General features: G+C 57.8%; 11 protein-coding genes. 2 read left to right on the top strand and 9 right to left on the bottom strand.

All coding sequences use genetic code 11. The features are described from left to right. Both SIC15_RS08840 and pta read left to right on the top strand, forming a co-directional pair. The gene (locus SIC15_RS08840; RefSeq protein WP_412537488.1) at positions 1 to 1,197 is read left to right on the top strand and encodes an acetate/propionate family kinase; all 1,197 of its coding nucleotides are present in this window, start codon (positions 1 to 3) and stop codon (positions 1,195 to 1,197) included. Between the two features lie 27 nt (positions 1,198 to 1,224). Beyond that, a complete protein-coding gene (pta, locus tag SIC15_RS08835; RefSeq protein WP_412537487.1) occupies positions 1,225 to 3,387 on the top strand; it encodes a phosphate acetyltransferase in 2,163 nt (720 codons plus the stop codon). 21 nt (positions 3,388 to 3,408) lie between these two features. Here pta and der read toward each other — a convergent pair whose 3' ends face one another. The 9 genes from der to ndk all read right to left on the bottom strand — a co-directional run bounded on the left by der (position 3,409) and on the right by ndk (position 12,678). Continuing rightward, positions 3,409 to 4,830, bottom strand: coding sequence for a ribosome biogenesis GTPase Der (gene der, locus SIC15_RS08830; protein ID WP_069184993.1), 1,422 nt, complete (start codon positions 4,828 to 4,830; stop codon positions 3,409 to 3,411). A gap of 9 nt (positions 4,831 to 4,839) precedes the next feature. Then, positions 4,840 to 6,012 (bottom strand): outer membrane protein assembly factor BamB, encoded by a 1,173-nt coding sequence (bamB, locus tag SIC15_RS08825; RefSeq protein ID WP_412537486.1) that lies wholly within the window; start codon positions 6,010 to 6,012, stop codon positions 4,840 to 4,842. Then, on the bottom strand, positions 6,012 to 6,668 hold the full coding sequence (locus tag SIC15_RS08820; protein WP_069184991.1) for a YfgM family protein: 657 nt from the start codon (positions 6,666 to 6,668) through the stop codon (positions 6,012 to 6,014). The genes bamB and SIC15_RS08820 overlap by 1 nt, the downstream gene beginning before the upstream one ends. 52 nt (positions 6,669 to 6,720) lie before the next feature. Further along, positions 6,721 to 7,974: a histidine--tRNA ligase gene (gene hisS, locus SIC15_RS08815; protein ID WP_412537485.1), complete on the bottom strand. Its 1,254-nt coding sequence runs from the start codon at positions 7,972 to 7,974 to the stop codon at positions 6,721 to 6,723. 76 nt (positions 7,975 to 8,050) lie between these two features. Further along, complete coding sequence (gene ispG / locus SIC15_RS08810) at positions 8,051 to 9,169, bottom strand: flavodoxin-dependent (E)-4-hydroxy-3-methylbut-2-enyl-diphosphate synthase (RefSeq protein WP_069184989.1); 1,119 nt, start codon at positions 9,167 to 9,169, stop codon at positions 8,051 to 8,053. A gap of 35 nt (positions 9,170 to 9,204) precedes the next feature. Further along, positions 9,205 to 10,236 carry a RodZ domain-containing protein gene (locus SIC15_RS08805; RefSeq protein ID WP_412537484.1) on the bottom strand — a complete coding sequence of 344 codons (1,032 nt, stop codon included), beginning with the start codon at positions 10,234 to 10,236 and terminating at the stop codon, positions 9,205 to 9,207. After that, positions 10,226 to 10,999 carry a type IV pilus biogenesis/stability protein PilW gene (gene pilW / locus SIC15_RS08800; RefSeq protein ID WP_069184987.1) on the bottom strand — a complete coding sequence of 258 codons (774 nt, stop codon included), beginning with the start codon at positions 10,997 to 10,999 and terminating at the stop codon, positions 10,226 to 10,228. Before pilW ends, SIC15_RS08805 begins: the two co-directional genes overlap by 11 nt. Before the next feature lie 74 nt (positions 11,000 to 11,073). Then, entirely contained in the window at positions 11,074 to 12,186 is a 1,113-nt protein-coding gene (rlmN, locus tag SIC15_RS08795) for a 23S rRNA (adenine(2503)-C(2))-methyltransferase RlmN (protein ID WP_209397866.1), read from the bottom strand. Between the two features lie 63 nt (positions 12,187 to 12,249). After that, a complete protein-coding gene (gene ndk / locus SIC15_RS08790; RefSeq protein ID WP_069184985.1) occupies positions 12,250 to 12,678 on the bottom strand; it encodes a nucleoside-diphosphate kinase in 429 nt (142 codons plus the stop codon). Between the last annotated feature and the right edge of the window lie 44 nt (positions 12,679 to 12,722).

Genomic DNA, 12,722 nt, shown 5'->3' with positions numbered 1-12,722 from the left:
ATGGAAGACACCGTACTTGTCGTGAACTGCGGCAGCTCATCCTTGAAACTCGCCCTGTTCGATTGCCAACATAACAAGCTGGCTTCTGCCCTCGCCGAGCGCCTCGGTCAGAACGATGCGTTTGCCCATGTTGAAGGCCTGGACAAAGCCATTCCCCTGGACCCAGGCGCCAGTCACGATCAGGCGCTCAATACACTGGTTACGGTATTTCAGGATGAAGGACTGATGGCGTCGGCTCCCACGGCCGTTGGCCACCGGGTAGTTCATGGCGGCGAGACCTTCCGTGAGGCTGCGCTTATTGATGACGATGTTATCACTGCCATTGAGGACTGCGCGGGCCTTGCGCCCCTGCACAATCCGGTCAACCTGTCCGGAATTCGCGCAACCCTGGCCCGGTTTCCCGACGTGCCCCAGGCAGCGGTTTTCGACACCGCCTTTCACCAGACACTGCCCAAAAGAGCATATCTCTATGCGGTGCCGGAAGCCTGGTATCGCGATTGGGGAATTCGCCGGTACGGATTCCACGGCACCAGTCATGCGTTTATGGCATCAGAGGCTGCTAGTCGGCTGGGCAAAACACCGGCAACCATCTCGGTCATCTCGGCCCACCTGGGCAACGGGTGCAGTATTGCAGCCATCCGCGATGGGATCAGTGTGGACACCAGCATGGGCCTTACGCCGCTGGAAGGCCTGGTAATGGGAACCCGAAGCGGGGATGTCGACCCGGGCCTGTTCGACTTTCTCCGCGGCAAGGGAATCGCCGCTGACGAAGTACACCGGGTCCTGAACCAGGAAAGCGGCCTGCTGGGTCTTTCCGGCCAGACCAACGACATGCGCTCGCTCTGTGAGCTGGCAGACCATGGCCATGAGCCATCTCAAATCGCCATTGATGTGTTCTGCTTCCGCCTGGCCCGTTACATTGGCGGCATGATGGCTTCCCTGAGCCATCTGGACGCGCTCGTCTTTACTGGCGGCATCGGGGAAAACAGTGCCCGGATCCGGGCCGAAACCATTCACCACCTCAAGCTCATGGGATTTGAACTCAGCCCGGACCTCAATAATCATCAAGGCGAATTCAGCGACGGTCGGATCGAAAGCGCCGACTCCCGGTTTCCCGTGTTGGTCATCCCCACCAACGAGGAACTGGTTATTGCGCGGGAGGCCTCGCGGCTTGCCGGCGCTCTTACGCCCGGCTGACCCATACGCATCATCAGGATTACCATCATGGCAAAGAGTCTCTTTCTCGCACCGACATCCATGGATTCAGGGCTCACGTCGGTCTGCCTCGGCCTGCTGCGCGCCCTGGAACGGGTCGGCGTGAGCGTTGGCTTTTACAAACCTTTCTGTCAGACCGTTCACCATGCCGAATCCATGCACAACGCAGGTCAGGACACCTCGGTCTCTTTCGTAAGGGCCAGCAGCCATCTGAATCCACCAGATCCGATTGCGCTCAAGGAAGCGCAGCAACTGCTCAACAGGGGCAAATCCGATTACCTGCTCGAGACAGTGGTCGGCGAATACCAGAAAGTTGCGCGCGACGTGGACGTCGTCATCATTGAGGGATTGGTCCCAGACCGCAGCGAAGCCTATATTGCCCGGCTGAACGTGGAGGTCGCCCGCAATCTGGGTTCCGAGGTCATCCTGGTGAGCACGCCCAAAAACCTGGACGCCCGGCAAATGGATGAGGAACTGGATTTTTCATCCCGCCTGTTTGCCAACCCAAGCGACCCGGATGTCATCGGCGTCATCCTGAACAAGGTGGGAGAACCAGAACACGCGGCCCTTGAACCTAGGTCCAACAGCAAACCCCATACCCCGTCTACCATCGATTACCGCGGACAGTGCAAAGTGTTCAGTGAGGGCCGCTTTCGGCTGATTGCGGAGATTCCCTGGCAGCCCGAGCTGCTTGCACCCCGCGTCTCCGACATAGCCAGAGAGCTGGGGTTACCGGTTCTCCATGAGGGGCAGATGCACGACAGGCGGGTCCAGAAGGTATCCGTGTGTGCCCGAAGCATTCGCAATATGACCGAAACCCTGAGGCCCGGTACTTTGCTGGTCACCCCGGGTGATCGGGAAGACATCGTGGTGACCACTGCTGTCGCAGCCCTGAACGGCGTCCCACTGGCTGGTTTGATGCTCACTGGCGGTCTGATGCCTGACCGGCGTGTGATCGAGCTCTGCCACCGGGCACTCGAAACGGGGCTGCCGGTGCTTGGCTCCGATGCCAATACCTATGAGACGGCTCACATGCTGGCGAATCTGTCTTCCGCCATTCCCGTTGATGACCCCAACCGGATTGAAAAAGCGATGGAGGTGGTCGCCACCCGGATAGACACCGATTGGTTGCAGCAGCACCTTAAAGTGGCTCGACAGAACAGGCTGTCCCCGCCCGCTTTCCGGTATCAGCTGTCGGAACGCGCAAGGGCAGCAAACAAGCGCATCGTACTGCCGGAAGGCAGCGAGCCACGAACCGTGCAGGCCGCTATCATCTGTCATCAACGCAAGCTGGCCCGGTGTGCCCTGATCGGAAATGCCGCTGAGATCAGGCGCGTGGCGGCTTCCCAGGATCTGGAACTGCCCGAAGATATCGAAATCATTGATCCGGCTGAAGTGCAGGAGCGTTATGTCGACCCGATGGTCGAGTTGCGCAAGCATAAAGGCCTCACTCCGGACATGGCCGAAGCTATGCTCGAGGACAACGTCGTTCTCGGTACCATGATGGTGGCTCTGGACGAAGCCGATGGGCTGGTTTCAGGTGCCATCCACACAACCGCGAACACAGTCCGCCCCGCCCTTCAGCTCATCAAGACCCATGACCACGCAAAAGTGGTTTCTTCGGTGTTTTTCATGCTGCTTCCAAAACAGGTCGTGGTCTACGGGGACTGCGCGATCAACCCCGATCCGAATGCCGAGGAACTGGCAGACATCGCTATCCAGAGCGCTGAATCCGCCGAAGCCTTCGGCATCGAGCCCCTGGTCGCAATGATCAGCTACAGCACCGGGGAATCCGGCAGTGGCCAGGACGTAGACAAGGTGAGAGAAGCAACGAGGATAGCTCGTGAGCGCAGACCGGATCTTTTGATAGACGGGCCGCTTCAGTACGATGCTGCTGCCATCGATAGCGTGGCAAGGAGCAAGGCGCCAGACAGCAAGGTAGCCGGCAAGGCCACGGTGTTCGTGTTCCCGGATCTGAATACCGGCAACACTACCTACAAGGCGGTTCAGCGCAGTGCCAATGTGGTCAGTATCGGGCCAATGCTGCAGGGTTTGCGAAAGCCGGTCAACGATCTGTCCCGGGGCGCACTGGTGGAGGATATTGTGTTTACCGTCGCCTTGACTGCGGTTCAAGCAAAGCAGGTTGAAAACGCTGAAGCGGGCCAGGGATAAACCCTGAGCCCGATCACCAAATCAGCGTTTGAGACTCTTCTGGCGCTGTTTCTTAGGACGACGGCCTTTCTTCTCGTCGTTGTCCTTCTTCACCTTCTGGCGTGGGGTCAGGCGATCCACTTTACCGGCAAACGGGTTTTCACCCGATTTGAATTCAAAGCGAATTGGTGAACCGGTCACTTTCAGGACCTTCCGGAAGGTATTCTCAAGGTACCGCTTGTACGCTCCCGGCAGTGAATCCACCTGGTTACCGTGAACCACAATGACCGGCGGGTTGGACCCGCCCTGGTGGGCGTAACGGAGTTTGATTCGGCGTCCGTGCACCATGGGTGGCTGATGCTGGGCAATGGCATCCTGGAGAATGGCCGTCAGGCGGTTGGTCGGCCATTTCGCCATGGCAGACTCGTAGCAGGCTTCCACCGACTCGTACATCACACCCACGCCAGACCCGTGGAGCGCCGAAATATAGTGCTTATCAGCGTAATCCAGGAAGTCGAGGCGACGCTGCACCTGCTCCTTTACACGGGCACGGTCTTCCGGGTCCATGCCGTCCCATTTGTTGATGGCGATCACCAACGAGCGACCGGCATCAAGAACAAACCCGATCAAGTGGAGGTCCTGATCCACCAGGCCTTCCCGGGCGTCAATGACCAGGATAACCACATGGGCATCGTCAATTGCCTGGAGCGTCTTGATAATGGAGAATTTCTCCACCACTTCGCTGACATTCTTGCGGCGGCGGACACCTGCGGTATCAATCAGAGTGTACTGACTGCCCTGGCGCTCGTACGGAATGTAAACGCTATCCCGGGTAGTGCCCGGCATGTCGTAAACCACGACACGTTCTTCACCGAGCATCCGATTGACCAGGGTGGACTTGCCTACATTCGGCCTGCCGACCACGCCAATGCGGATGCCGGGGTAACGATCAGCCCGATCCTCTTCCTCCCGCTCCTCCTCGGAGGGCAGCAGGATTTCGAGCATCGAACGGATACCCCGGTTGTGGGACGCGGCAATCAGGAACGTGGATTCAAAGCCCAGGCTGTAGAAATCCGATGCCGCAATGTCCGGATCCTGGCCATCGGTCTTGTTCACAACCAGATGAGCCTGCTTTCCGGACCTGCGAAGACTGTCTGCAATGAGTTCATCGCCCGCGGTCAGACCGGCACGACCGTCCACCAGGAACAGAACAATGTCAGCCTCTTCCACCGCCTGCATGGACTGACGCGCCATTTCAAGATCGAGGCCCTGCTCGTCACCGGTAAGACCACCGGTGTCTATGACGATGAAGCGCTGCCCCTCATAGCTGCCCTCACCGTATTTGCGGTCACGGGTAAGCCCCGGGAAGTCCGCAACCAGGGCATCCCTGGAACGGGTCATCTGATTAAACAATGTCGATTTGCCAACGTTGGGGCGTCCGACAAGGGCAATAACTGGGGTCATAATTGGGGATCAATCCTGCGGTTTAACCTGGAATACGGCCATCTTTCCGCTGTTGCCAAAAACCAGCAGGTTACCATTGGCAAGACGCTGTGCCGGTACGCGGATACCCTCATCGTCGAACTCCAGCTGGCCGGCCAGCTTGCCGTTCTCACGGTCAATGGCGTGCAGGTAGCCTTCGAAATCGCCTACCACCAGGTAGTCTTCGTAAACCATTGGCTGGGTCAGTTGGCGCCAGGCGAGACGATCCTGGGTCCAGACTTCCCGGCGGTCCGAGCCTCTCAGGGCAACAATGTCGCCATTGGCCGAGGCCAGATAGATCTCGCCGCCGCCAATCATCGGGGAATAGAGGCTGGAAGCTTTCCGGCTCCAGATTTCCTGCCCGGTACGAATATCAACGAGGGCAAGTTTACCCTGGTAACCAACCACCATGACGGCGGTTTCAATGACCAGGGGCTGCCCCGCCACATCGACCAGCCTTTCCAGCTCAGTACGCCCCTGGGGCTGGCCCACTTCATACTGCCACATCGGTTGACCCGAGCCTGCGGCCAGGGCAATCAGTTTACCGCTGGCAAAAGACGCTATGACCACGTCACCACCAACCAACGGGGCTGCGGCGGCCCGCATCGAAAGGACCGGAACGGTACCGTCGTACTGCCATAACTTTTCGCCATCGGCAGCGCTGAACCCGAGAACCTTGCCATCAGTGGTCTGGGCGACAACCAGAGAACCATTAGACTGAGGCGCGGACAACACTTCCGTCGGCAGTGGCTGGCGCCAGATTTCGGTGCCATCTTCACGGGAGAGCGCCACCAGATCAGCGTTCTCGGTGGTCAGGTAGAGATTCTGCCCATCACCGCCGAGACCAGAGAAGATGCGCTCCTCAAACTCTGATTCCCAGACAACCTTGCCGGAATCCGACGCCACGGCGTACAGCTCCCCGTCCGCCGAAGCAGCGTAGATCAGATCGCCGGTGTTCAGGGGTGCCAGGTAGAGAAAATCGCCATCATGACCGTCGCCCACGGACATGCTCCAGACTCTCTTGAATTCGGCTGTCGCCTCAATTTCAGGAACCGGAACAGGTTGTTCGAAGGTATCCGTCGTGCTACAGCCGGAAAGTGCCGCCAGAAGCGCCAGCCCCATCAGCAGTCCGCGTTTCGAAATCCTGTCGCGGAGGAGTGGCATCAGGCATCCTCCCCGACACCGAGGTCAGCCAGTTTCAGTTCCAGAATGCCACTGCGGCCCTGTTGGCTCTGTTCACGGGCAGCAAGATAGGCTTCGCGAGCGCCCTCCTTGTCGCCCTGCGCCAGCAGGATGTCGCCGCGCAGCTCGGAGTACATGGCAGCAAACGCGTCGGCATTACCGGCACCATCGATGGTGGCCAGCGCCTCTTCGTACTGGCCCGCGGAAAACTGGGCGCGAGCCAGGCGATTGCGCACCACAAGCGCCAGTGCTTCGTGCTCGCCGGTCTTGTCCAGCGCCCACTTCAGGGAATCAACAGCAGCTTCGGCATTGCCTTCCTGCATCAATTGCTGGCGTGCCAGGATCAGATTGCCGTAAACCGCATAGGCACTGTCTGTGTAATCTTCTCTCAGGGTCTGCGCCACGAAAGCGACGGTCTCGCCGCTGGTTTCATCGGCCTGGTCACTGAAGGCATTCAGCAGGTTGGCGAACTGGTTCGCTGCCTCGGTGCGCTGCTGGGCCTGATGGTTCTGCCAGGCCTGCCAGCCAAACACGATGGCCAGGGCCGCACCAATGCCGATCAGCAGGGAACTGCCGTTCTTCTTCCACCAGTCCTTGATCGCCTGGATCTGTTCTTCTTCGGTGCGCAACTCTGCCATGAGGACTCCTGTTGTCGAATTTTTGCTTTTGTATCAGTAAATTTGATCAGATTCAGTTTGCCAGCGCCGTGGCCAGCGCAGCGGCCAACTCGTCCTGGGCAATTTCGGTCTGAGGCTCATCAGCACGCAAGGGTTTCAGTCCCGCAGTTCCATTGGCCACCTCATTCTCACCCAGAATCACTGCGTACCTGGCGCCACTCCGGTCAGCCTTCTTCATCTGGCTTTTAAAACTGCCGCCCCCGCAGTGAGAAACGATAACTCGCTCCGGCAAGGCTGCACGCAGTTTTTCAGCCAATATGAGCGCTGGCGCCAACGCCCCGTCTCCCATAGCCGTCACATACACATCGGCGTTGCTGTTCACGTAATCCGGGACCAGCCCAAGCGTTTCAAGCAGCAGGATAAGGCGCTCCAGACCCATCGCAAAGCCTACGGCGACTGTCGGTTTGCCACCCAGCTGTTCGACCAGGCCATCGTATCGGCCACCGGCGCACACAGTACCCTGGGCACCGAGACTGTCGGTTATCCATTCGAAGACGGTCTTGCCGTAATAATCCAGGCCCCGAACCAACGCCGGGTTAACTGAGTACGCCACGCCCGCAGCATCCAACAAAGCTTTCAGACGCTCGAAATGCTCTCGGGATTCGTCATCAAGATAGTCGTCTAGGCTGGGCGCGTTTTCCAGGATCTTGCGGGTGGAAGGATCTTTGCTGTCCAGGATTCGCAAGGGATTAGACGCCAGGCGACGCTGACTGTCTGCATCGAGGTCTGACTTGAACTGGCTCAGATACTCTACAAGGGCTGTCCGGTAAACCCGTCGGGATTCGGACGTTCCAATGGAATTGATCTCCAGACGGGTATGCTCGGCAAGTCCGAGCTCTTCCCAGAGTCTTGCGGTCAGGATCAGCAATTCGGCATCGATATCAGGACCAGTCATCCCGAAACATTCCACGCCGATCTGGTGAAACTGACGATAGCGACCCTTTTGCGGACGCTCATGTCGGAACATGGGGCCTGTGTACCAGAGTCGACGGGTCTGGTTGAACAGCAGGCCGTGTTCCTCGGCCGCCCGGACGCAACCGGCTGTGCCCTCCGGGCGCAAGGTCAGGCTGTCACCGTTGCGGTCTTCAAAGGTATACATTTCCTTTTCGACAATGTCGGTGACTTCACCAATCGACCGCTTGAACAGGTCGGTCTGTTCCACGATCGGCATGCGGATTTCCTGGTAGCCATACTGGGACAGCACCCTGCGTACCGTGGACTCCACAAACTGCCATACGGGCGTTTGCTCCGGCAGGATATCGTTCATCCCGCGAATTGCCTGAATCTTTGCCAATGTTAACCCTTAAATCTGTCTGGATGGTTGTGCCCGGGAATGGAAACGATCAGTTGTCCGAACGGGCAATGATCGATTCTTCCTGTTCCTTGCGACGTGCCACTTCCTCGCGAATCAGGCGCTCCAAATCATCGGTCAACGTGGCATTGTCCAGCTTCTGGTTCGGTTTGCCCGCCATGTAGAAAAGATTCTTGGGGCTGCCACCGGTCAGTCCGAGGTCGGCAACTTTGGCCTCACCCGGGCCGTTGACGATGCATCCGATGATGGCCACATCGAGGGAGTCATTCACATCCTCCAGCCGCGCTTCCAGGTCATTCATGGTCTGGATGACATCGAAGTTCTGGCGGGAACAGCTCGGACAGGCAATAAAATTGATGCCCCGGCTGCGCAGGCGAAGGCTCTTGAGAATATCGAACCCCACCTTGATTTCCTGCACCGGATCCGCCGCCAGTGATACGCGTATGGTGTCGCCGATGCCATCCATCAGAAGCATGCCCAGCCCAATGGAGGACTTGACGGTGCCCGAGCGCAGGCCACCGGCTTCGGTAATCCCCAGATGGAGCGGCTGTTCTATCTGCTGGGCGATCTTACGGTAGGCATCCACGGTCATGAACACCTCGGAGGCTTTCAGGCTGACCTTGAAGTCCTGGAAATCATGACGGTCGAGGATATCGATATGGCGCATGGCGGATTCCACCAGCGCGTCTGCCGTGGGTTCACCGTATTTACGCTGAAGAGACTTTTCCAGGGAACCCGCGTTTACACCGATCCGAATCGGAATGTTGCCGTCCCGCGCCGCGCTGATAACAGCACTGACGCGATCATCGCGGCCGATATTGCCCGGATTGATACGAAGGCAGTCTACACCCAGCTCCGCCACCCTGAGCGCGATCTTGTAATCGAAATGGATGTCGGCGACCAGTGGCAGGGATACCCGCTCCCGAATCTTTCCGAACGCCTCTGCAGCGTCCATGGAAGGCACAGAAACCCGCACGATGTCCGCACCCGCTTCCTGCAATGCCGTGATCTGGCCAACCGTGGCCTCCACGTCGCAGGTGTTGGTATTGGTCATGCTCTGCACCGCAATCGGCGCGTCGCCACCCACAGGAACATTGCCCACCATGATCTGGCGGGATTTGCGTCTGGTAATCGGGGAATCCTGTTTCATGTCTTGCTGACCGATATAGAAAATTTGATCAAGTTTCAGATTGTCAGGGTAAATTCTGACCGGTTGTTGACAACCCGGTAGCCGCCGATATCCACGGGCTCACCCTGGAAACGGATGGATTCGACCGCATCGACTGCACCAATGACAACCCTGAGCGGCGCTGGTCCGGCAACATCGATCTGGTCTCCGTTCCGCTGAAGCGAATTCACCAACCGGTTACCCGCAGCATCACTGACCTGAACCCAACAATCGTCGCTGAAGCGAATCTGAAGCCGGCCAGTGTCCGCCACTTCAGAAAAGCCATTTGGATTTTCAAGAACCGGATCCGGCGTCTGAACAACCGCCGGAATCTGCTCGGTCACCGGGTCGACCGGCTCCTGAACGGAGTCTTCAACGACTGCAGTGTCTGCCGTGGCCTGAGCCTCGCCAGCATCCAGTTCAACTTGTTCTGTCGACGGCTCCTGGGGCTCTGCAACCTCAGGCTCAGATTCCACTACTGCAGGCTCAGGCTCTTCAACGGTTGCTACAGCCTGAGGCTCGGAACGTTCTGGCTCAGCCGACGCTGTCAACTGCTCAGTTGCCCCCTGCTCTTCCTCCTCAGGCAACGCCTCAGACTCCGTTACCGCCTCCGAGGGTGCAACATCCTGTTCAGGAAGCAGGAAGGTAAACGCCAGATAACCGGCAATACCCACGACGACCAGAAAGAACAGGGCCTTGGCCAGCTGGCGTTTCCGACGTCTGCGGCGCTCAATATCAACCAGAGGATTGGCTTCCTGCTCCTGTTCGCGCTGTTGCCGGATTGGCTCCAGCTCCTGATCCAGATCGGCGATTACCGCATCCGCATCCAGCCCAACCTGTCTTGCATAAGCCCTGACATACCCTTTCAGAAAGAGTTCACTGTCAATCTGGCTGTAATCTCCCGACTCTATCGCCTGGATCACCGAGGGGCGCAGATGCTGCGCTGCGGCGACATCTCCGGTGCTCAAACCGGCTTTTTCCCTTGCTTTCTGTAGCTGCTGCCCTACGGGGTCCTTCATCGCTGGCTGTGGATTTTCTTCAGTTGCCATTAGAAATCAGCACCTTATATTGTTGGTATTCGACTGACTCCGGAAATTTATTTCTGAGCTGAAGTGCAAGGCTCGCTTCCTGGTCTTCATCACTGTAATAGCGGGCAATACGAATGCCGGTAAGAAGACTCTCCGGTGAATGAACCAGACGCTGATTTCTCTGCATCATTGAAATCAGGCGCGAATAGTAACGGGCCGCATCGTCGTAGTCACCGGTCTCAACAGACACCCGTGAAAGCGCCAGCAGGGAGCGGGCATCACCCCGCGTCAGCTCAACCGCCCGGCGATAAGATGTGGCGGCAGCCTCCAGTTCTCCGAGCCGCTCCTGAGTCATGCCAAGGTTAAAGAACACCGACCCCCGGTCCTGGTAACCAGTATCCCTTGATGCAGCGCGGAACTGGTCGCGCGCATCTTCCATCCGGTTCTGGCCGAACAGGAAGGCACCGTAGTAGACTCGCGCCCTGGTATAGCCCGGATCCTCGGAAATAGCCTGTTTGAAATTGCGCTCCGCAAGCTCGGGTTCACTCTCGGCGTTGTAAACAAGACCCATCGCGGCCCTGGCTCCAGGGTCATCTGAATCGAGCTTCAACGCCCTGTCGAGGTGATGACGCGCACGCTCGAGGTTGCCCTGTCCTATATAGGCTGTAGCCAGTTTGACATAGTTATCCAGTGCTTCCTGCTTATCCGCTTCCCGTGAAAACCGACTGTCGGTGGTGGTAACGCAACCTGTAACCAGCACAGTCAGCAGCACGGCCACTAACATGGAAAAGCGTCGGTTTGCTGGTGTCGTTATCACGGGTGTCCCCTTCCTCGATTGGGCTGCAAGACGTTCCTGGTTCAGGGATTTACCTGCTGAACCTGAATATACCTCTGGCTCCGACGGGTCCTGTCTTCGACGCGCCCTACCAGCTGACCACACGCGGCATCAATGTCGTCTCCCCGGGTGGTTCGGATGGTCGTGATGTAACCGGCCTCGTTCAGAACCGTCTGGAAGCGACGGGTCGCATTCATGCTTGGCCGCCGGAAATCGCTTTCCGGGAACGGATTAAAGGGAATCAGGTTGATCTTGCACGGCAGATCCCTCAGAAGCACTGCCAGCTCGCGGGCATGCTCTGGCTGATCGTTCATCCCCTCGATCACGGTGTATTCGATCGTTGCCTTGCGCTTGTCCGGCAACCGGGCGAAGTAGCGCTTGGTGGCAGCCAGCAGTTCGGCTATCGGGTACTTTTTATTCAACGGAACCAGTTTGTTACGAAGTTCATCATTCGGCGCATGCAGGGAAATGGCCAGTGAAACATCGGTAACTTCCGACAGGCGATCCAGAGCCGGCACAACACCGGATGTGCTGAGAGTAACCCGACGCTTGGAGATCCCGTAGGCCAGATCTTCCATCATGAGGTTCATGGCATCGACGACGTTGTCGAAATTGAGGAGGGGCTCGCCCATGCCCATCATGACCACGTTGGTTATCGGTCGATCCGGACCCGGCTCGAAAGGCATAAAGGCCTTGCGCGCGACCCATACCTGGCCGATAACTTCCGCCGCGGTAAGATTACGGTTGAATCCACGCTTGCCCGTGGAGCAGAAGGTGCAGTCCAGACTGCAACCAATCTGTGAGGAAACGCAAAGCGTGCCTCGCTCCCCGTCTGGTATCAGCACGGTCTCGACACTGTTGCCGTTGTCCATGCGCATCACCCATTTGCGGGTGCCGTCTTTGGACGTTTCGTCGTAAACCACCTCAGGACCACGGATCTCGGCAACCTGCTTCAGCTTCTCCCGCAGCGCCTTGCTCATATTGGTCATCTGATCGAAGTCATCAGCGCCACGCTGATGTATCCACTGCAACACCTGTGTGGCACGAAAACGCTTCTCTCCCAGGGATTCGAAGAAAGCTTCGAGCTTGGCTTTCGGCATCCCCAGAAGATTGGTTTTTTCAGCGGCCGCTGTCATTTCATAACCTCGATCAGATAACCAATTCGGAGGCGACCATCCGGTCGCCTCCAATCAACGCGATCAGCCCCGCGGGCAGATCTCGTTGTCATTGAAGAAATAGGCGATTTCGCGCTCTGCTGAAGCTGCGGAATCAGAGCCGTGAACGGCGTTCGCGTCGATGGAAGAGGCGAAATCGGCACGGATGGTGCCAGCATCGGCTTCCTTCGGGTTGGTCGCGCCCATCAGATCACGGTTCTTGAGGATGGCGCCCTCGCCTTCCAGAACCTGGACAACCACCGGACCGGAGGTCATGAAAGCAACCAGATCGTTAAAGAACGGACGCTCTTTGTGCTCTGCGTAGAAGCCTTCCGCCTGCTCCTGGGTGAGGTGCATCATCTTGGCAGCAACAATGTTCAGTCCCGCTTTCTCAAAGCGGCTGTAGATTTCGCCGATCACGTTTTTTGCTACCGCGTCGGGCTTGATAATCGAGAGCGTGCGCTCAGTTGCCATGGTCTTTCTCCAGTTTGTGGATGGTAAAAATTCTGGCCTGCGAT

This window comes from Marinobacter sp. MIT932201 (assembly GCF_047123295.1).
GTDB classification, from domain to species: Bacteria; Pseudomonadota; Gammaproteobacteria; order Pseudomonadales; family Oleiphilaceae; genus Marinobacter; species Marinobacter salsuginis.
This window is presented reverse-complemented; position numbering and strand designations above follow the sequence as displayed.

Coding starts and splice junctions, on each gene's coding strand:
- SIC15_RS08840 (WP_412537488.1), top strand. CDS start 1: ATGGAAGACACCGTACTTGTCGTGAACTGCGGCAGCTCATCCTTGAAA.
- pta (WP_412537487.1), top strand. CDS start 1,225: ATGGCAAAGAGTCTCTTTCTCGCACCGACATCCATGGATTCAGGGCTC.
- der (WP_069184993.1), bottom strand. CDS start 4,830: ATGACCCCAGTTATTGCCCTTGTCGGACGCCCCAACGTTGGCAAATCG.
- bamB (WP_412537486.1), bottom strand. CDS start 6,012: ATGCCACTCCTCCGCGACAGGATTTCGAAACGCGGACTGCTGATGGGG.
- SIC15_RS08820 (WP_069184991.1), bottom strand. CDS start 6,668: ATGGCAGAGTTGCGCACCGAAGAAGAACAGATCCAGGCGATCAAGGAC.
- hisS (WP_412537485.1), bottom strand. CDS start 7,974: ATGAACGATATCCTGCCGGAGCAAACGCCCGTATGGCAGTTTGTGGAG.
- ispG (WP_069184989.1), bottom strand. CDS start 9,169: ATGAAACAGGATTCCCCGATTACCAGACGCAAATCCCGCCAGATCATG.
- SIC15_RS08805 (WP_412537484.1), bottom strand. CDS start 10,236: ATGGCAACTGAAGAAAATCCACAGCCAGCGATGAAGGACCCCGTAGGG.
- pilW (WP_069184987.1), bottom strand. CDS start 10,999: ATGTTAGTGGCCGTGCTGCTGACTGTGCTGGTTACAGGTTGCGTTACC.
- rlmN (WP_209397866.1), bottom strand. CDS start 12,186: ATGACAGCGGCCGCTGAAAAAACCAATCTTCTGGGGATGCCGAAAGCC.
- ndk (WP_069184985.1), bottom strand. CDS start 12,678: ATGGCAACTGAGCGCACGCTCTCGATTATCAAGCCCGACGCGGTAGCA.